The sequence below is a fragment of the Paraburkholderia azotifigens genome (assembly GCF_007995085.1).
Classification (GTDB): Bacteria; Pseudomonadota; Gammaproteobacteria; order Burkholderiales; family Burkholderiaceae; genus Paraburkholderia; species Paraburkholderia azotifigens.
In genome coordinates this window covers 2,594,094-2,613,469 of the sequence record NZ_VOQS01000003.1, presented here as the reverse complement: position 1 = coordinate 2,613,469, position 19,376 = coordinate 2,594,094, and the positions used below count along the sequence as shown (strand labels likewise).

Here is a 19,376-nt window from a genome sequence, read left to right as displayed (position 1 = left end):
GATGACGTGGTTGGACCAGTTTCACGTCATTCGTGGAGGTTGCTGCGCACGTAGTCGATATGCGTGTGCATCGCCGTGCGCGCTTCTTCCGGCCGCCGCTTGCAGATCGCGTCGCACACGGCGCGATGCTGGACCAGCAGTTGTGCCGATTCCTTCGCGCCGAGCTGCCGCAAGTCCGTGCCGCTGATCGTAATGTGCTCGCGCAGCATGCCGAGAATGCTCGTGTGCAGATGCAGGAACATCGTGTTGTGCGAGGCTTGCGCGATCGCGTCGTGCAATTGCGTGTCCGCCGTCGCTTCGCTTTCCTTGTCGTCGCAGCCGTGCGAGCGTTCGAGTTCGCGCATCAATGAGCGGATACGTTTGAGGTCCGCGCCCGTCGCGCGCATCGCCGCGAAGTAGGCCGTCGCGCCTTCGAGCACGCGGCGGAATTCCAGAATGTCGTTGCGCAGCACCGGGTGATCGGCGACCAGCTGCCCCCAGGGCGACGCAATGCCCGCCCGCAGCTGATCCGTCGCATACACGCCCGCACCGCGCCGGCTCTGCAACAGACCGCGCGCCGCGAGCCGCTGGATCGCCTCGCGCACCGTGTTGCGCGATACCTCGTACTGTTGCGCCAGCATGCGCTCGGCGGGCAGCCGCGAGCCCGGCGGCCATGTGCCGTCCAGCAGCGCGGTTTCCATTTCACGCATGATGCGCTCCACCCTGCCCCGCTCCCGCGTCTGCGTCGCCATGTTCTTGCCTCTTCAGTGGTCCAACCAATTTGTATTGTCGCCCACATTTGGGAATCATGCGTCAACGATTCAAGCGATCCGCGCAGTCACTCGCCATGCGAGCGGCGCGCAAAGCGGACGCATTCTGGAGCGAGATATGAAGGAAAGGCAATATCCGGCGGCCCCGCGCGATGTGTATCTGTTCGCCACCTGCCTCGTCGACCTGTTCGTGCCCGAAGCCGGACTCGACGCCGTGAAGCTGCTCGAACGCGAAGGGCTCGTCGTGCACTTTCCTCAGGAGCAAAGCTGCTGCGGCCAGCCCGCGTACAGCAGCGGCAATCCCGAACAGGCCCGCGACGTCGCGCGCGCCCAGTTCGATATCTTCTCGAAGCCCTGGCCCGTGATCGTGCCGTCGGGCTCGTGTGCGGGCATGATGCGCCATCACTGGCCGAAGCTGTTCGCTGGCGATCCCGCAATGGCTCAGAAGGCGGAAGAACTCAGCGAACGCGTCTACGAACTGAGCGAATTCCTGCTGCGCGTGCTGCACATCGAATTGCCCGCGACGAGCGATGCCGCCGACGAACGTGTCGTGCTGCACACCTCATGCGCGGCGCGCCGCGAAATGGGCACGCGCGTGCACGGCGTCGAACTCGTCGATGCGTTGCCGGGGGTCACGCGTATCGAACACGAACGCGAATCCGAATGCTGCGGTTTTGGCGGCACGTTCTCGCTCAAGCATCCCGACATTTCCGGCGCGATGGTGCGCGACAAGGTCGCGTCCGCCTGTGCAACAGGCTGCGAGCGTATCGTTTCCGCCGACTGCGGTTGTTTGCTGAACATCGGACATGCGGCCCGTCATCAGGGCGCCCCCGTTGAAGTCGAGCATATCGCGAGCTTCCTGTGGCGCCGCACGCAACGCGCCGACGCGCAAAACAAGGGGCGCAAGGCATGAACGCCCGCGAACGCATGCTCGGCCGCTTGCGCGCCGCCGCACCCGCTCAGGTTTCGGGCGACGATCTGAAGCGCCTCGACGATGGCATCGATCTGCATTACGACGGCCGCCGCACCGCATTGCCCACGCAGACACTCGTCGAATCGATGCAGGCTGCGCTGACTGCCTCACACGCCGAAGTGTTCCGCGCGACGGAGCGCACGTGGCCCGCGCTGATCGCGCAACGCTTGCAGCAAGCCAACGTGCAGCGCTTGCTGCTCGATACATCGCGAGCGGAAGGCGCTGCGTTGCAACAGGCGTTGCCGCCTTCCGTCGCGACACGCAACTACGATCAGCCGATCGAGCACTGGAAGGCCGAACTGTTCGACACGATCGACGCCGGCTTCACCGTCGCGCGCTCGGGCCTTGCCGCGACGGGCACGCTGATCGTCGCACCCGACGCCGGTTCGCCGCGCACGATGTCGCTCGTGCCGCCGCTGCACATCGCGCTCGTCTACGCGCACACGCTGCACGCTGACCTGCACGCCGCGATGCGCGCCGAGCAATGGCAAGCGGGCATGCCGACCAATCTCGTGATGATCTCGGGACCATCGAAGACCTCCGACATTCAGCAAACGCTCGCTTATGGCGCGCACGGTCCGCGCGAACTGTGGGTCGTGATCGTCGAACATCAGGCCGATAACGCGGCGCTTAAGCACGGAGACGCAGCATGAACGCCACCCCGATGCACTTCGTGCCGCCGCAAGACTTCAAGACGCGCGCCCGTGCCGCACTCGACGATCCGAAGCTGCGCAGCAGTTTTCGCGGCGCAATGGACTTCCTGCAAACGAAGCGCCGCACGCAATTCCCCGACGACGACGAACTCCAGCATCTGCGCGATCTCGGCGAAGCCGTGCGCCAGCATGCACTGTCGCGCCTGCCCGATCTGCTCGTGCAGCTCGAAGAAAAGCTCACGGCGCGCGGCGTTCACGTGCACTGGGCCGAAACGGCCGCCGACGCCACCGCGATCATTCACGGCATTGCGAAATCGCACGACGCGAAGCGCGTGATCAAGGGCAAGTCGATGGCGAGCGAGGAGATCGAGCTCAATCACTACCTCGAAGCGCGCGGCATCGACTGCATCGAATCGGATATGGGCGAGTACATCGTGCAACTCGCGCACGAAAAGCCGTCGCATATCGTGATGCCCGCGATCCACAAGACGAAGGCCGATATCGCCGAACTGTTCGAACAGCACATCCCGGACACGCGCTACACGGAAGACGTCGACGAGCTGATCCAGACGGGCCGCCGCGCACTGCGCCGCGCATTCGTCGATGCCGACATCGGCCTGTCCGGCGTCAACTTCGCGGCCGCCGACACGGGCACGCTCTGGCTCGTCGAAAACGAAGGCAACGGACGCCTGTCGACCACCGTGCCCGACGTGCACATCGCGATCATGGGCATGGAGAAAGTGGTCGCGAAGCTGTCGCATATCGTGCCGCTTTCGAGCCTGCTCACGCGCTCCGCAACGGGCCAGGCGATCACGACGTACTTCAACCTGATCACCGGCCCGCGGCGCGAAGGCGAGCGCGACGGTCCGCGCGACATGCACGTGGTGCTGCTCGATAACGGTCGCACGCAAGCCTATGCCGACGAACAGTTGCGCGCGACGCTGCAATGCATCCGCTGTGGCGCGTGCATGAATCATTGCCCCGTGTACACGCGCATCGGCGGGCATGCTTACGGCACGACGTATCCGGGTCCGATCGGCAAGATCATTTCGCCGCATCTGCTCGGCCTCGAAGAAACCGCCGATCTGCCGACGGCATCGAGTCTGTGCGGCGCATGCGGCGAAGTGTGCCCCGTGCGCATTCCGATTCCCGAACTGCTGGTGCGTCTGCGCACGGAAGCGAATCGCGATCCGAACGAAGTGGTCGCGCATCCGCTGCGCGGCCAGGGTGCGAAGTTCAGCCGCGAAGAACAGTTCGTGTGGCGCTTCTGGAGCGGCGCGTTCGCACATCCGCGCGCCTACCGGATGTTGCGCTGGGCCGCGACGCGGCTGCGCGGCTTCGCGCCGAAGAACCAGATGGGCTGGACCCGTCATCGCGAACCGCTCAAGCCCGCTGCGCGCAGCCTGCACGATCTGATGCGCGAGCGCGGCCAACCCGAATAGCTTTTACCTTTCCACGAACCTCGGCACGCGTGCATCGCTTATCAGGCGATGCGCGGTGAGCGGCCGCGCGCCGCCAAAAAAGAATTTATTGAACGCATTTTCGGAGGAGACCGACATGCACCCGTGGTATCAGACCTATCTGCCGCTCGGCAGCCTCTGGCTATCCGCGCTCGCGGCCAGCATCCCGATCATCTTTTTCTTCGTCGCGCTGGCAGCGCTGCGCCTGAAGGGACATGTCGCCGCGGCGGGCACGCTGATCCTGTCGCTGGCCGTCGCGATCTTCGCGTACGGCATGCCCGCACCGCAGGCGTTCGCTGCTGCGGGCTTCGGCTTCGCCTACGGTTTGTGGCCGATCGCGTGGATCATCATCACGGCCGTGTTCCTCTACAAGCTGGTCGTAAAGACGGGCCAGTTCGACATCATCCGCGCATCGGTGCTCGCGTTGACGGATGATCAACGTCTGCAACTGCTGCTGATCGGGTTTTCGTTCGGCGCGTTTCTTGAAGGTGCGGCAGGCTTCGGCGCACCCGTCGCGATCACGGCGGCGCTGCTCGTCGGTCTGGGCTTCGATCCGCTGAAGGCAGCAGGTCTGTGCCTGATCGCGAACACCGCGCCCGTGGCGTTCGGCGCGATGGGGATTCCCATCATCGTCGCGGGCCAGGTGACGGGCATCGATCCGTTCCTGATCGGCGCGACGGCGGGCCGCCAGTTGCCGTTGCTGTCGCTGGCCGTGCCCTTCTGGCTCGTGTTCATGATGGACGGCAAGCGCGGTATCAAGGAAACGTGGCCGGCCGCGCTCGTGGCAGGCGGCAGCTTCGCCATCACGCAGTACTTCACGTCGAATCACATCGGACCTGAACTGCCGGACATCACGTCGGCGCTGGTCAGCCTCGTCGCGCTCGCTTCGTTCCTGAAGGTCTGGCATCCGCGCCGTGCGCACGATACGGCACGCGGCACGATGAGCGGCGGCGCAGCGGCGCTGTCGGGCTTCGGCGGCTTTGGCGGCGGTGAAGGATCGACTGGCGCGAGCCGTCGCGCGTCGCCGTATACGCTCGCGCAGACGATCCGTGCGTGGGCGCCGTTCGGCATTCTCACCGCGGTCGTCACCGTGTGGAGCCTGCAGTCGTTCAAGACACTGTTCGGCGCGAAGGGCGCACTGGCCTGGAGCATCATCAAGTTCAAGGTGCCCGGGCTGGATCAGCTCGTGATGAAAACGGCGCCCATCGTCGCGACGCCGAAGGCGTACGAGGCCGTGCTCAAGATCGACCTGCTCTCCGCAGTCGGCACGGCGATTCTGCTGACCGCGCTGATCTCGATGGTCTTGCTGCGCGTGAAGCCGCGCGATGCGATCACGACGTTCGGCGAAACGCTGAAGGAATTGCGCCGCCCGGTGCTGTCGATCGGTCTCGTGCTGTCGTTTGCGTTCGTCGCGAACTATTCGGGCATGTCGTCGACGCTGGCCTTGCTGCTCGCCGGCACAGGCGCTGCGTTTCCGTTCTTCTCGCCGATCCTCGGCTGGCTTGGCGTGTTCCTGACGGGTTCGGATACGTCGTCGAATGCGCTGTTCTGCTCGCTTCAGCATACGACCGCGCATCAGATCGGTGTGTCGGACACGCTGCTCGTGGCCGCCAATACGACGGGCGGCGTGACGGGCAAGATGATTTCGCCGCAATCGATCGCGGTGGCTTGCGCGGCGACGGGTCTTGTCGGGCGCGAGTCGGAACTGTTCCGCTTCACCGTGCGGCACAGCCTGCTGTTCGCGGTGATCGTCGGTCTGATCACGCTGCTGCAGGCTTACGTGTTGCCTGGCATGCTGCCCGGTTAAGCGCCCGATTGCTTCGTGTTTGAAAAACGCCCGCATTTTGCGGGCGTTTTGCTTATTGTTCGCCGATGAACCACGCTTTCAAGGTCGCGGCACCGGGCTTGAGTTCGATCGACTTCGGATACACGAGGTAATACGCGGTCTTCAACGGCAAGCTCAAACCGAACGGATCGATCAGCGACTTCGCCGCCTGCTCGGCTTCCGTCAGGACCGCGCTCGTCAGTACGACACCCTGCGCGCGCACGGCCGCTTCGATCGCCATCAGCGACTGGTCGAAGTGAATCCCCGCAATGCCGTCGATCTGCCGCGCGGACAGTTTGCCGAATTTCCTGAGCCACGTCGTCCAGTGAGGGTGCAGCGTGTTGTGCAGCAGCGTCGCGCGTTGCAGATCGTCAGGGCTTTTCAGCTTCAGCCTTCGTGCGTACGACGGACTGCAATAGACTCGCGCTTCGTCGGCATGCAGCAGTTGCACGTTCAATTCAGGCGCATTGCCGTCGAAATAGCGCACGGCCAGATCGATCGACTGCAATTCGAAATCGACCATCGCGGTCGTCGTATTCAGTTCCAGCGCGACGCCCGGATGCGCAATCAGAAACTCCGTCATGCGCGGCGCAAACCATTTGGCGGCGAAACTGGGCGGCATCGATATGCGCACGCCTTTGTTCTGGTTCTCCCGAATGCGGCGGCTCGCATGCACGATCTGCGCGAGCGCGGGTTGAATCTGCGCGCAGTAGGCACGTGCTTCGTCCGTCGGCACGATCTGCCGCACCTGACGTGCGAACAGCGAGACTCCGAGCCAGGCTTCGAGCTTCTGGATCTGCTGGCCGACTGCGCCGGGCGTCACGTTCAGCTCATCGGCGGCCAGAGAAAAACTGTTCAGGCGCATGGCCGCTTCGAACGCGACCAGTGCCTTGAGTGGAGGCATGCTGGACATACGATAGTTTTTCTGCAATATCGACGAGAACAAATCGTTTGTACCGCATCTGCGCACGCAGCACAATCGGCCCATCGTCCTTGCATCCGATGGTCTTTTCCATGAACCCCGCCTATCTCGCGTTCGCGCTGCTCGGCCTCATCTGGGGCAGCAATTTTCTGTTTATGAAGTGGGCCAGCGTGTTGATCACGCCCGCCCAGATCGTCTTCCTGCGCGTGCTGTTCGGCTTTCTGCCGCTGCTCGTCTACGCGCTTGCAACGAAGGTGCTGTCGTGGAAGCAGTTGCGCTACGCGCATCACTTCATCGTGATGTCGCTGCTCGCGACGAGCGTCTACTACTATGCGTTTGCGAAAGGCGCTTCGCTGTTGCTGTCGAGCGTGGCGGGCATGTTGAGCGGCGCGATACCGCTCTTCTCGTTCGTCTGCGCGTGGGCGCTGTTGCGCGCCGAGCGGCCGACTGCGCGCATGATCGCCGGCGTGGTGTGCGGTTTCGTGGGCGTGCTGATGATCGCGCGGCCGTGGCATGGCGCCGTCGCGAGCGTGAACCTGGGCGGTGTCGCGTATATGGTGGCGGGGTCGTTGAGCGTGGGCTGCTCGTTTGTGTATGCGCGGCGCTTTCTGTCAAAGCTCGACATGTCGCCCGTCGCGCTGTCGACGTGGCAGATCGGCTTTGCGCTTCTGACGATTGCCTGCGTAACGCCGTTCGACGGCATGACGCACATCGCGCAGGACATGCGCGCAGCCGTCGGCATCGCGTTAGGGCTCGGCCTGCTCGGCACGGCCCTCGCGTACATCCTGTACTACTTCATCGTGGAGCGGCTCGGCGCGCTGGCGGCGTCGAGCGTCACGTATATTCCGCCCGTCGTCGCCCTGGCGATCGGCGTGCTGTTTGCGCACGAGCCGATCCGTTCGCTCGATCTGCTGGCGATGGTCTGCATTCTCGGCGGCGTGTTTCTGCTGCAAAGCGGGCGCAATCCGCGGAAGAATCCTGCGCCCTCCTCTTCGGCAAGAAGCGCCGCGTAGCGCTTTACGTTTCGCTCCACATGCGCAGCAGGTTGTGATAACAGCCCACTAGCGTCCGTCGCGCCGCTTCATCGCCATTCGACGCATTCAAACGCTGGATCGCGCCGTCAAGATCGAACAGCATCGCGCGCTGCGTGTCGTCGCGCACGAGGCTTTGCGCCCAGAAGAAACTCGACACGCGCGCGCCGCGCGTCACGGGCCGCACCTGATGCAGGCTCGTGCCCGGATAGACGATCGCGTGTCCGGCGGGCAGTTTCACTTCTTGCACGCCGAACGTATCTTCGATCAGCAGTTCGCCGCCGTCGTATTCGTCGGGCGGCGTGAGGAAGAGCGTGATCGAGATGTCGGTGCGTACGCGCACGCCGCTACCCGGCACGAGACGGATCGCGCCATCGACGTGACTGCCGAAGTGCATGCCGCCTTCATAGCGGTTAAAGAGCGGCGGATATACCCTGTTCGGCAGCGCAGCGCTGATGAAAAGCGGGTGACGTTCCAGCGACGCGACGATCCGGTCGCCCATTTCCAGCGCGATCGGAGACGTTTGCTCGATCTGCTGGTTGCGCTTGACGGGCGCGCCCTGATAGCCGGCTGTCGCGCGGCCATCCACCCATGCATCGCTCGCTTCGAGTTCAGCGCGCATCGCGGCGGCTTCGGCGGGACTCAGTACGTCCGGGATCGAGACAATCATCGTTCAAGGTTCCTGCATAACGGAGCGCGCCGCGCGCGGTCTGCATGAATCGCTTCATGCGGGAAAGCGCACGGCATGTCCTGGGCTATCGCTTCATGCGATCAGAAGAAGCGATAGTTTACCGTCGCAAGGAACGTGCGGCCGTAACCCGGCACCGCGCGTCCGCCGTCGGACGGAATCAGCGCGTCGTAGTAATTCTTGTCGGTCAGGTTCAGCACGTTGAGCTGGACGTCGTAACGCTTCGCGTGATACGCGGCCATTGCGTCCCAGCGCGTGTAGCCGCCGACCTGCACGAAGTTGTTGTTGGCTGCATAACGCGACGACATATAGGTCGGGCCGCCGCCGATTTCCCAATGCGGCGTGAACAGATACGTGGTCCACAACGTCAGCGTGTGTTTCGGCGTGTTGGCGGGAATCTTGCCCTGTGTGCCATCCAAAGCCTTCAGGATTTCGCCGTCCATGTACGTGTAGCCGCCGAACACCTGCCACTTGTTCGTGATGTGGCCCGCGAGACCGAGCTGATAGCCGCGCACGCGGACATCGCCGTCGAGCGTGTAGCTGCCGTCCGGGTTCGCCGTACGCGCATTCGTCTTTTCAATGTTGAAAAGCGATTGCGTGACCGACAGGCCGCCGCCAAGCAGATCCAGCTTCGCGCCCACTTCATACGACTTGTTGTGCTCGGGCGGCAGGCTCTGCTGGCCGTTCGTCAGCGTCAGCGCTTCGAGCGACGGATCGAACGACGTGCCGTACGACACGTAATACGATTGCCAGTCGGCCGGCTGATAGATGATGCCGCCGCGCACACTCGTGAAGTAGTTGGTCTGCGTTGCGTAGCCCGGCACGTTGATCGAGTTGTGGATCGACGCTTCGTAGCGGTCCCAGCGCACGCCGCCCACCACCTTCCAGTGCTGGCCGATGGAAACCGTATCGTTCACATACGCGCCCACGCCATTCGCGCTCGATTCAGCGAGATTGGTCGCGACTTCCTTGACGTTCGACGGACGCGGCAGATACGGCGGATCGATCAGCGGCACGACGCCGATCGTGTTCGACGGCAGTCCCGGCGAGGTCGCCGTGAAGCTCTGGTTGCTATACGTTTCGTGGCTCAGGTCGAGACCCGTGATCACGTCGTGCTTGAGCGGACCCGTGGTGAACTTCGCTTCGAGGTCGGTCGAGTTGTAGACCGAGTGGTCGTTAATGTTGCGGTCTTTACCCTGCAGCTTCACGAACAGTTTCGAAGGATCGATCGTCGTGAAGTTGCCGCTGGAGAGCGCCGGCGACGTCGCGAGCGGGCCCGTCAGCACCGATGCCGCGTTGGTCGCGCGTGCTTCCGTGCTGTAGTGGCTGAACTGCGTCTGGTTTCGCAGAATCAGGTCTTCGTTGAAGCGGTGCTTGATGCGCGCGCTCAGCGTTTGCACGTCCTGAATCGTGCGGTCATCCGTGTAGCCGTAGAACGTGCCGCGATTCACGGGCGCGGGATGACCGTTCAGCGGCGGAATGCCGTAGTCGGGCTGATCGCGGTTGTGCTGGATCAGCGCCGACAGCGTGATTTCCGTCGGCGTGCCGATGCCGAACTTCACTTCGGGCGCGACGCCGTAGTCCTTGTTCTTCATCACGTCGCGCGACGAACCGAGGCTCTGGCCAAACGCGTTGATGCGGAGCGCTGACGTGTCAGTGATCGGCGTGTCGAGGTCGACGGTCGTGCGATAGCGGTCGTGCGTGCCTGCCTGCACGGAGACGTCGGCGCGCTTCTTCAGCGTCGGCTCCTTGCTGACCTGGTTGATCACGCCGCCTGTCGAGCCGCGGCCGAAGTACAGCGACGACGGGCCATACAGCACGTCGATCGACTCGAGGTTGAACGTGTCGCGATAGTACTGGCCGCGATCGCGAAAGCCGTCGAGGTAAATGTCCGTGCGCGCCGAGAAGCCGCGCAGGTTGATGTTGTTGCCGATCTGCCCACCTTCCGCCGCGCCAATGGTGATGCCGGGCACGTTGCGCAACGCGTCGGAGAACGAGCTGACGGCCTGCGATTGCAGCACGGCCTTGGGCACGACGGTCGCGGCTTGCGGAATGTCACGCAACGCGGTCGGCACCTTGGCGCCGACGCTCGACGTGTCGGGCTGGAAGTCGGCGGCGTTGTCGGCCTGGCTCGTCACCTTGACGGTGGGCAGTGTGGCGTTGTCGGAAGGCTGGCTGGCGGAGGGCTGGCTGGCGGGAGATGTGGACGATGCGGCCTGGGCTACTTGTGCTGCCGGTGTGGCAGGCGTCGTCGTTTGTGCGTAGAGCGGCGTCGCAAAGACGGCCATGACGGCCGCTGCGAGTGGCGTGGTTCGATGCATCGCGATTCCCTGTCGTTGTCACTATTTTTTTGGTGCAACGGGCACTGCCTGCCCGTCCGGTCACGCATTTGCGCGAACCGCCCCGCCGAGCCAAAGCTGCGTCGACCGGCCCCTCTTAAATGAGAATCGCTATCATTACACGAACGGTAATGGTTCGCAATAATGCATGTGGCATGTGTGGTCATTGCGCGTCATTCTTTTGAATGACGATTGGCTGTTGCTAAATCCTTAAATCATGCTTGTCTGCTGCCGCTTTAAAATCGAATCGAAAAGTCAAATAAAAAAGGCGGCGCCTTTCGACGCCGCCCATTCAAGCCTTCCCGCTTCGATGCTTAAGACACTTAGCGCACCTTGCCCGCCTTCCATGCCGCGAGCAACTGGTCGTACTTGACCGTTTCGCCCTTCGGCTTTTCGTTCGTGAGTTTCTTCCACGGCGCGTGTTGATCGGAAAGCCACTTCGACGGATCGCTTTCCGCATTCAATTCCGGCGCACAGACTTTCATGCCCGCGCGTTGCAAGCGGCCCAGAACCTGATCCATTTCCTTCGCGAGGTTGTCCATTGCCGCTTGCGGCGTCCTCTCGCCGGCAGCAGCCGTCGCGACGTTCTTCCACCACAACTGCGCCATCTTCGGATAGTCGGGAACGTTGTTGCCCGTCGGCGTCCACGCCACGCGCGCCGGACTGCGATAGAACTCGATCAGGCCGCCGTATTTATCCGCGTTCTTTGTGAAGTAGTCGCTATGAATGTCGGAATCGCGAATGAACGTAAGACCGACAATCGACTTCTTCAACGACACCGTCTTCGACGTGACGAACTGCGCATAGAGCCACGCAGCCGCGCGCTGGTTCGGAGGCGTCGACTTGAAGAAGGTCCACGAGCCGACGTCCTGATAGCCGTTCTGCATGCCGTCCTTCCAATAGGGGCCGTGCGGAGACGGCGCCATCCGCCACTTGGGCGTACCGTCCGCATTCGTGACGTTACCGGGTTTCAGCATCGAGGCCGTAAATGCCGTGTACCAGAAGATCTGCTGCGCAATTTTGCCTTGCGCGGGAACGGGGCCTGCCTCGCTAAACGTCATGCCCGACGCTTCCGGCGGCGCATATTTCTTCAGCCAGTCGACGTATTTCGTCGTCGCGAACACGGCGGCGGGGCTATTCGTACCGCCGCCGCGCGACACGGAGGCACCCACGGGATGACATCCATCCGGTGTCACGCGAATGCCCCATTCGTCGACGGGGATGCCGTTCGGAATGCCTTTGTCGGCTTCGCCGGCCATCGAAAGCCACGCATCGGTAAAGCGCCACCCAAGCGATGGGTCTTTTTTGCCGTAGTCCATGTGGCCAAAGACTTTTTCTCCATCGATGGTCTTCACATCGTTCGTGAAGAAATCGGCGATATCTTCATACGCCGACCAGTTAACAGGCACGCCGAGGTCGTAGCCGTACTTCGCCTTGAACTTGTCCTGCAAGTCCTTGCGCGCAAACCAGTCCGCGCGGAACCAGTAGAGATTGGCGAACTGCTGGTCGGGCAATTGATAGAGCTTCTTGTCCGGCGCAGTCGTGAAACTCGTGCCGATAAAGTCCTTCAGATCGAGGCCCGGATTCGTGTACGCCTTGCCCTCGCCTGTCATGTAATCGGAGAGCGGCACGATCACTCCATAGCGATAATGCGTGCCGATCAGGTCCGAGTCAGAAATCCAGCCGTCGTAAATGCTTTGACCCGATTGCATCGAGGTCTGCAGCTTTTCGACGACATCGCCTTCCTGAATGATGTCGTGCTTGACGGGAATACCGGTGATTTCCGTGAATGCCTTCGCAAGCGTCTTCGATTCGTACATGTGCGTGTCGATCGTTTCCGACACGACGTGGACTTCCTTGACGCCCTGCGCTTTAAGCTTTGCAGCCGTATCGATGAACCATTTCATTTCGTCCATCTGCTGCTGTTTGGACAGCGTGCTCGGCTGGAATTCGCTGTCGACCCATTTCTGCGCTTCGGGCGTGCCCGCCAGCGCAGCATGATTCGCACAAGCCCCCGCGACCACTCCTGCCACTGCAAGCGCGACGATCCGTCTCCTGTGTTGCATGGTCTTCTCCTGTCTCCACACCCCTTATGGATCATCAGCCGATTGCCGCCCGGGGCATCAACGGAACCGGTTTGTTCTTACTCTTCTATCCTCGCCACATGATCGCGAACAGCACGACGACGGATGCCGCAAAGCCGGGCCATGCGCTCGCGCCCTCGCCGCTGATGGCGATCCATGCGAGATTCACATACGCCGCTGTCAACAGCCCGATAAAGAGCCGGTCGCCGCGTGTCGTCGCAATCGGCAAGAAACCTTTGCGTTCGATGGTCGGCGCGCGCAATTCCCAAAGCGTCATGCCCGCCAGCATCACGACGACGCAGCCGAAGAAGATCGCGACTTCCGGCGTCCAGTACATCCACGTGAACATCACACTCTCCCCATCGCAAAGCCTTTCGCGATGTAGTTGCGGACGAAATAGATGACGAGCGCGCCAGGAATGATCGTCAGCACGCCGGCGGCGGACAGCACGCCCCAATCCATGCCCGCCGCCGATACGGTTCGCGTCATCACGGCGGCAATCGGCTTCGCGTTGACCGTGGTCAGCGTGCGCGCCAGCAGCAACTCGACCCAGCTGAACATGAAGCAGAAGAACGCCGTCACGCCGACGCCCGCCTTGATGAGGGGCAGAAAGATCTTGATGAAGAACGCGGGAAACGAATAACCGTCGATATACGCGGTCTCGTCGATTTCACGCGAGACGCCCGACATGAAACCTTCCAGAATCCACACGGCGAGCGGCACGTTGAACAGCATGTGCGCCAATGCAACGGCAACATATGTATCCATCAGACCGACACTCGAATAGAGCTGAAAGAACGGCAGAAGAAACACGGCAGGCGGCGTCATCCGGTTGGTGAGCAGCCAGAAGAACATGTGCTTGTCGCCGAGAAAGCGATAACGCGAGAACGCATACGCAGCGGGCAACGCGACGAGCACCGACATCACGGTATTCATCAACACATAGACGATCGAGTTGATATAGCCCCAGTACCACGACGGGTCGGTGAAGATGATCTTGAAGTTGTCGAACGTGACATGATGCGGCCAGATCGAAAAAGCCGACATCGTTTCTTCGTTCGTGCGCAGCGAAATCGACAGCATCCAGTACAACGGAATCAGCGCAAACGCGATATAGACGAGTAATACGAGCGCGCGTATCCAGCGGCGGTTGTCACGCATTGTCGTCTCCCGTCGTTGCAGGACCGCCCTTGCCTACGCGCTCCATCCAGTTATAGAGAATGAAGCAGAGCAACAGAATGATCAGGAAGTAGATCAGCGAGAATGCGGCCGCAGGACCAAGATCGAATTGACCGACGGCCTTTTGCGTGAGGTACTGGCTAAGGAATGTCGTCGAATCGCCGGGGCCGCCGCCCGTGAGCACGAACGGCTCCGTATAGATCATGAAGCTGTCCATGAAGCGCAGCAGCACCGCGATCATCAGCACGCCGCGCATCTTTGGCAACTGGATATAACGGAACACGGCAAAGCGGCTGGCGCCATCGATTTCGGCAGCCTGATAGAAGGCATCGGGAATCGCGCGCAAGCCTGCATAGCAGAGCAATGCAACCAGCGGCGTCCAGTGCCAGATATCCATGACGAGCACCGTTACCCATGCGTCGGTCGGGCTTGCCGTGTAGTTGTACTCGACGCCGATGCGATTCAGTGCGTAGCCCAGCAGGCCAATGTCGGGCCGCCCGAAGATCTGCCAGATCGTGCCGACCACGTTCCATGGAATGAGCAGCGGCATCGCCAGCACGACGAGCGCCGCCGATGCACGCCAGCCCGACGCAGGCATCGCAAGCGCCAGCGCGACGCCGAGGGGTATTTCGAACAGCAGCACGCAGGCCGAAAAGATGATCTGCCGCCCCAATGCGCCGCGCAGATCGGGATCCGTCATGATGTTGCGAAACCATTCCGTCCCGACGAACACATGCTGCGTCGGGCTGATGATGTCCTGCACCGAATAGTTGACGACCGTCATCAACGGCAGGATCGCGGAGAATGCGACGCAAATGAACACGGGCACGACCAGCAGCCACGCTTTCTGGTTGAGCGGCTTGTTCATCGCGCGCCTCCTGCTGCCGCTCGTACCGCGATGCGTTCGTCGTTGCTGAAATAAACGGTTTCGGGCGCGGCGACGCGCAACCATACGGGTCCATCGACGACGCGCAAATTGGGCTCCATCTTTGCGTTGAAAGTATGGCCTTCGCAGTTCGCCGTCACGAGCTGGTAATTGCCGAGCTGCTGCGCGCGCGTGACGTGCGCCTTGACGGCGCCCGTTTCGCCGTCGCTAGCGAGGCGCACGAACTCCGGGCGAATACCAAGTGTGAGATCGCCATTCGCATTCTTGAGTGTCGCGAGCGTAGTCGCGTCGACGGCAATGCGTTGTGAACCGAGCCTGATCGCGCTCTCATCCAGACTCACGGGACACAGATTCATCCCCGGACTGCCGATGAAATAGCCGACAAACGAATGATCGGGCCTGAGAAACAGCGCTTCCGGACCGCCCTTCTGCACGACACGTCCATTCGTCATGACAACCACTTCATCGGCGAAAGTCAGCGCTTCGACCTGATCGTGCGTCACGTAGATCAGCGTGAGCTTCAGCTGCTGATGAATCTTCTTTAGCTGACGCCGCAGCATCCACTTCATGTGCGGATCAATAACAGTCAGTGGCTCGTCGAAAAGAATCGCCGCCACGTCCTTGCGTACGAGTCCGCGTCCAAGCGAAATCTTCTGCTTCGCATCCGCCGACAGATTGCTCGCCTTGCGCGGCAACTCCCGCGCCATGTCGAGAATGTCGGCCACTTCGTGCACGCGCGTGCGGACTTCTGCCGCGGGCAGCCCGCGATTTCGCAACGGAAACGCGAGATTGTCGAACACGGTCATCGTGTCGTAGATCACGGGGAACTGGAACACCTGCGCGATGTTGCGTTCGCGCGCGCCCAGCGTTGTGACGTCGCGGCCATTGAAAAGCACCTTGCCTTCCGATGGCTTCACGAGGCCCGACACGATATTGAGCAAGGTCGATTTGCCGCAACCCGACGGTCCGAGCAACGCATACGCGCCGCCATCTTCCCAGACCATGCTCATCGGCTGCAATGCGTAGTCGTCGAGCGATGCAGGATTCGGGCGGTATGCATGCCCGAGGTTCTGAAACTCAATGCGCGCCATACGCCACCTCCTGCACCTTGGGACGCGCGACAAGATTGGCGTCGGCGCCGAAAACGAACAGTTCGTCGGGGTCGATGTACACGTCCAGTTGCGTGCCGATTTCGATCTGATGCACGCCTTGCAACTGCGCGACCAGGTCGATGCCGCCATGACGCGTGTGCAGGTGCAGATAGGTTTCCGAGCCGCTCAGCTCGGCGAGTTCGAGCAGGCACGGCACCGCAATCGAGTGCGCATTGCGCGGTGCCAGACGCAGATGGCCGGGCCGCACGCCGATCCGGCAGGTGCCCGTGCCGACGGCCGTCGCGGCCGCACGCCGCACGGGCACGTCGACGCCGATGGGCAGACGCGCGTCGCCGTTCTCGAGCAGTTCGCTCGTCAGCATGTTCATGGGCGGATCGTTGAATACGGCCGCCACGTCGACGTTCGCGGGCGCGTTGTAGACATCGAGCGTCGGTCCGAACTGCAGCACGCGCCCCTTGTCGACAACAGCCGTGTAGCCGCCGAGCAGCAGCGCTTCGAGCGGCTCCGTCGTCGCATAGACGACGGTTGTCTTGCCATCGGAAAAGAGCGTCGTGAGTTCCGCGCGAAGTTCTTCGCGCAGCTTGTAGTCAAGGTTCACCAGCGGCTCGTCGAGCAGCACGAGCGAGGTGCGCTTGACGAGCGCGCGCGCCAGCGCGCAACGCTGCTGCTGGCCGCCCGACAGTTCGCCTGGCCGCCGTTCGAGCAGATGTTCGATATGCAGCTTCGACGCGACCTCGTTCACGCGGCGGCGTACCTCGGCGGCGTCCGTCTTTTGCAGCTTGAGCGGCGACGCAATGTTGTCGAACACCGTCATCGCGGGATAGTTGATGAACTGCTGATAGACCATCGCGAGGTTGCGCTGACGCACGCTCACGCCCGTCACGTCCTGGCCGTCGGCGAGCACGCGCCCTGACGCGGGCCTGTCGAGCCCCGCCATCACGCGCATCAGTGTGGTCTTGCCTGCCTGAGTCGGACCCAGCAGCACATTGATCGCCCCCGGGACGAGCCGCAGATCGACGCCATACAGATGCGTCAGCCCGCCTGAAACGACGGTGACCCGCTCCAGTTCCAAAACCAAATTGCTCTCCTTTCTTCGATGCTTCCAAGGCTTCGCTTTCTTCTGCTTGTTCTTTGTTCAAACGCGGCTTCGAGGCAAATGCAGATGCTTAGGTACGGCTACAGCGGTGATTCGCTCAAGGCGTTCGCTTACGACGTCCGACATCGCCGGGCGCGCGAAAGCGCAGTCCGGTTTGCATACGAGAGACAGGGCAAGGGATAGCGCCAGACAGGCGCCGGAGAAGCTGTTGTCGATCCATTGTCCCGATGGTTTTTTTATTCGGGTACTTCAAAAACAGGCCGCATGGCCGATGTTCAAAAAGGAAATCAAAACAACAGCAACAATGTTCTCTTTTGTTCGTTTACGTTTAAATCGGGGTTAACCATACAAAACACGAACAATCACCATCTACTGTACTTACGGACAGTAGAACAATCTATTACGCATTGACGCCTGTTTACTTACGGAGAGCAAGTTGGCGGTCAGCGTAACAGAAGAAATACCCTCTCTCGTTGACGATGAGATTCGTTCGCATGAGCCAACGCATGCGGGCCAGGCTCGCTGCGCGGTGGTCGTCGTTCGCGTTTCGATTCAAAAGAAAAGCACCTTGCTTATGGTCCGCGACTGCACACGCGTCACGTCTTCAGAAGGCCGGACAGGTCCATCTGCTCAGGACTCGCGCACGCAATACATGCACGAATCCGGTATTCAACTGGACGCATCACGCGTCGTCGCGCGCGTTATTTACGAAGCGCTCCATCCGTGATCGTCTTCATGAAAACGCCCTGTTTCGAGGCGTTTTTCTGTGTGACGGCCCACCTTCAAAGGGCTTCCCGAAGCGCAAAGACCGATGCGGGTATACGTTAATTTGTAGACGCCGCCATGCCCCGTTTACTTGATGAAAGCCAGGTCGTCCGAACTACTTTGATCAGACATGATCGAGGGGTTCGGACGTTGTTTGTCCGTACCGGAGGTGTAGCATGGCGAATCTGTCCAGCAGTGCAATCGACGAATTCAAAGCTCTCACGCGAGGCCAGGTCGTATTGCCCGGCGACCCGTCGTTCGATGAAGCACGCAGCATCTGGAACGGCATGATCGATCGTCGCCCGGCGATCATTGTTCGCTGCGCGGGCACAGCCGACGTGCGCCGCGCCGTCGATTTCGCGCGCGACAATCAGCTGCTGCTGGCCGTGCGGGGCGGCGGCCACAACATCGCGGGCAGCGGCGTGTGCGAAGACGGCATGCTGATCGATCTTTCGCCGATGAAGTCCGCCCGCATCGATCCCGTTGCGCGGCGCGCCTACGTCGAACCCGGTTGCCTGTTGCGCGACTTCGATCACGAAGCGCAAGCCTTCGGTCTCGCCACGCCGCTCGGGATCAATTCGACAACGGGCGTAGCGGGCCTGACGCTCGGCGGGGGCTTCGGCTGGATCAGCCGGCGCTTCGGCATGACAATCGACAACCTGATTTCAGCCGACGTCGTCACCGCAAACGGCGAACTGATCCGCTGCAGCGCCGATTCGCACGAAGATCTGTTCTGGGCGATTCGCGGCGGCGGCGGCAATTTCGGCGTGGTCACGATGTTCGAGTTCCAGCTGCATGAAGTCGGTCCCGAAGTGTATGGCGGCCTCGTCGTATTGCCGATGGATCAGGCGCGCGACGCGCTCGTCAAATACCGCGCGGCATTCGAAACATGGCCGGACGAATTGACCGTCTGGGCCGTCGCGCGCTTTGCGCCGCCGCTGCCCTTCCTGCCCGCCGACGTGCACGGCAAGCCGATCATCGCGTTCGCCGTCTGCTACACGGGGCCCGTCGCGAACGGGCCGGCCGTGGTCGACGAGGTGCGCAAGTTCGGCACGCCCTACGGCGAGCATCTCGGGCCGATGCCGTTCACCGCGTGGCAACAGGCATTCGATCCTCTGCTGACGCCGGGCGCGCGCAACTACTGGAAGTCGCATAACCTGGCGACGCTCGACGACGGCCTGATCGACGCATTCGTCGAGGCAATCGGCAACCTGCCGTCGCCGCACTGCGAAATCTTCTTTGGCGCGATCGGCGGACAGACGATGCGTGTCGCGCCCGATGCGATGGCTTACTCGAATCGCGACGCCAGGTACGTGATGAACGTGCACGGCCGCTGGACCGAGGCCGCCGACGACGAACGCTGTATCGCATGGTCGCGCGCCTTCTTCGATGCAGCCACGCCGTTTGCGCTCGGCAGCGTCTACGTGAACTTCATGACGGAGGAAGAATCCGGCCGCGTGGGTGCTGCATACGGTCCGAACTACGCGCGGCTCGTCGCCGTGAAAGACCGGTACGATCCGCAGAATCTGTTCCGGCATAATCAGAACATCAAACCGTCCGCGATGGCCTGAACGCCACGCGCCAGACGTGCCGGATGGCAGCCCGTCTGCCATC

Annotated in this window: 17 protein-coding genes; 7 read left to right on the top strand and 10 right to left on the bottom strand. The window is 61.9% G+C overall.

All coding sequences use genetic code 11. From position 1 onward, the window contains the following. Positions 1 to 26 precede the first annotated feature (26 nt). Positions 27 to 689: a FadR/GntR family transcriptional regulator gene (locus tag FRZ40_RS28950; protein WP_051446608.1), complete on the bottom strand. Its 663-nt coding sequence runs from the start codon at positions 687 to 689 to the stop codon at positions 27 to 29. Between the two features lie 178 nt (positions 690 to 867). On the opposite strand from FRZ40_RS28950, the gene FRZ40_RS28945 reads away from it, so the two are divergent. The 4 genes from FRZ40_RS28945 to FRZ40_RS28930 all read left to right on the top strand — a co-directional run bounded on the left by FRZ40_RS28945 (position 868) and on the right by FRZ40_RS28930 (position 5,642). Further along, a complete protein-coding gene (locus FRZ40_RS28945; RefSeq protein ID WP_028370150.1) occupies positions 868 to 1,662 on the top strand; it encodes a (Fe-S)-binding protein in 795 nt (264 codons plus the stop codon). Further along, the gene (locus FRZ40_RS28940; protein ID WP_028370151.1) at positions 1,659 to 2,375 is read left to right on the top strand and encodes a LutC/YkgG family protein; all 717 of its coding nucleotides are present in this window, start codon (positions 1,659 to 1,661) and stop codon (positions 2,373 to 2,375) included. Before FRZ40_RS28945 ends, FRZ40_RS28940 begins: the two co-directional genes overlap by 4 nt. After that, a complete protein-coding gene (locus FRZ40_RS28935; protein WP_147236389.1) occupies positions 2,372 to 3,817 on the top strand; it encodes a LutB/LldF family L-lactate oxidation iron-sulfur protein in 1,446 nt (481 codons plus the stop codon). Before FRZ40_RS28940 ends, FRZ40_RS28935 begins: the two co-directional genes overlap by 4 nt. 115 nt (positions 3,818 to 3,932) lie before the next feature. Next, positions 3,933 to 5,642 (top strand): lactate permease LctP family transporter, encoded by a 1,710-nt coding sequence (locus FRZ40_RS28930; RefSeq protein ID WP_028370153.1) that lies wholly within the window; start codon positions 3,933 to 3,935, stop codon positions 5,640 to 5,642. A 52-nt stretch (positions 5,643 to 5,694) separates the two neighbouring features. On the opposite strand, the gene FRZ40_RS28925 is transcribed toward FRZ40_RS28930, so the two are convergent. Beyond that, entirely contained in the window at positions 5,695 to 6,573 is an 879-nt protein-coding gene (locus FRZ40_RS28925; protein WP_147236388.1) for a LysR substrate-binding domain-containing protein, read from the bottom strand. A 101-nt stretch (positions 6,574 to 6,674) separates the two neighbouring features. On the opposite strand from FRZ40_RS28925, the gene FRZ40_RS28920 reads away from it, so the two are divergent. After that, the gene (locus FRZ40_RS28920) at positions 6,675 to 7,595 is read left to right on the top strand and encodes a DMT family transporter (RefSeq protein ID WP_147236387.1); all 921 of its coding nucleotides are present in this window, start codon (positions 6,675 to 6,677) and stop codon (positions 7,593 to 7,595) included. A gap of 4 nt (positions 7,596 to 7,599) precedes the next feature. Here the strand turns inward: FRZ40_RS28920 and FRZ40_RS28915 are convergent, their stop codons facing one another. The 8 genes from FRZ40_RS28915 to FRZ40_RS28880 form a co-directional block, all read right to left on the bottom strand. Next, the gene (locus FRZ40_RS28915) at positions 7,600 to 8,283 is read right to left on the bottom strand and encodes a Fe2+-dependent dioxygenase (protein WP_147236386.1); all 684 of its coding nucleotides are present in this window, start codon (positions 8,281 to 8,283) and stop codon (positions 7,600 to 7,602) included. A 101-nt stretch (positions 8,284 to 8,384) separates the two neighbouring features. After that, positions 8,385 to 10,622 carry a TonB-dependent receptor gene (locus FRZ40_RS28910; protein WP_147236385.1) on the bottom strand — a complete coding sequence of 746 codons (2,238 nt, stop codon included), beginning with the start codon at positions 10,620 to 10,622 and terminating at the stop codon, positions 8,385 to 8,387. Between the two features lie 341 nt (positions 10,623 to 10,963). Then, positions 10,964 to 12,706, bottom strand: coding sequence for an ABC transporter substrate-binding protein (locus tag FRZ40_RS28905; protein WP_028365389.1), 1,743 nt, complete (start codon positions 12,704 to 12,706; stop codon positions 10,964 to 10,966). Between the two features lie 85 nt (positions 12,707 to 12,791). After that, the gene (locus FRZ40_RS28900; protein WP_028365390.1) at positions 12,792 to 13,073 is read right to left on the bottom strand and encodes a DUF2160 domain-containing protein; all 282 of its coding nucleotides are present in this window, start codon (positions 13,071 to 13,073) and stop codon (positions 12,792 to 12,794) included. Continuing rightward, a complete protein-coding gene (locus tag FRZ40_RS28895; protein ID WP_028365391.1) occupies positions 13,073 to 13,885 on the bottom strand; it encodes a carbohydrate ABC transporter permease in 813 nt (270 codons plus the stop codon). Before FRZ40_RS28895 ends, FRZ40_RS28900 begins: the two co-directional genes overlap by 1 nt. Then, positions 13,878 to 14,771, bottom strand: a complete 894-nt coding sequence (locus tag FRZ40_RS28890; RefSeq protein ID WP_028365392.1) for a carbohydrate ABC transporter permease — start codon at positions 14,769 to 14,771, stop codon at positions 13,878 to 13,880. The genes FRZ40_RS28895 and FRZ40_RS28890 overlap by 8 nt, the downstream gene beginning before the upstream one ends. Further along, positions 14,768 to 15,880 carry an ABC transporter ATP-binding protein gene (locus FRZ40_RS28885; RefSeq protein WP_147236384.1) on the bottom strand — a complete coding sequence of 371 codons (1,113 nt, stop codon included), beginning with the start codon at positions 15,878 to 15,880 and terminating at the stop codon, positions 14,768 to 14,770. The genes FRZ40_RS28890 and FRZ40_RS28885 overlap by 4 nt, the downstream gene beginning before the upstream one ends. Next, the gene (locus FRZ40_RS28880) at positions 15,867 to 16,979 is read right to left on the bottom strand and encodes an ABC transporter ATP-binding protein (RefSeq protein WP_147236383.1); all 1,113 of its coding nucleotides are present in this window, start codon (positions 16,977 to 16,979) and stop codon (positions 15,867 to 15,869) included. The genes FRZ40_RS28885 and FRZ40_RS28880 overlap by 14 nt, the downstream gene beginning before the upstream one ends. 454 nt (positions 16,980 to 17,433) lie before the next feature. On the opposite strand from FRZ40_RS28880, the gene FRZ40_RS28875 reads away from it, so the two are divergent. Both FRZ40_RS28875 and FRZ40_RS28870 read left to right on the top strand, forming a co-directional pair. Then, on the top strand, positions 17,434 to 17,724 hold the full coding sequence (locus FRZ40_RS28875; RefSeq protein ID WP_147236382.1) for a hypothetical protein: 291 nt from the start codon (positions 17,434 to 17,436) through the stop codon (positions 17,722 to 17,724). Positions 17,725 to 17,938: 214 nt separating this feature from the next. Further along, on the top strand, positions 17,939 to 19,333 hold the full coding sequence (locus FRZ40_RS28870; protein ID WP_147236381.1) for an FAD-binding oxidoreductase: 1,395 nt from the start codon (positions 17,939 to 17,941) through the stop codon (positions 19,331 to 19,333). Positions 19,334 to 19,376 lie beyond the last annotated feature (43 nt).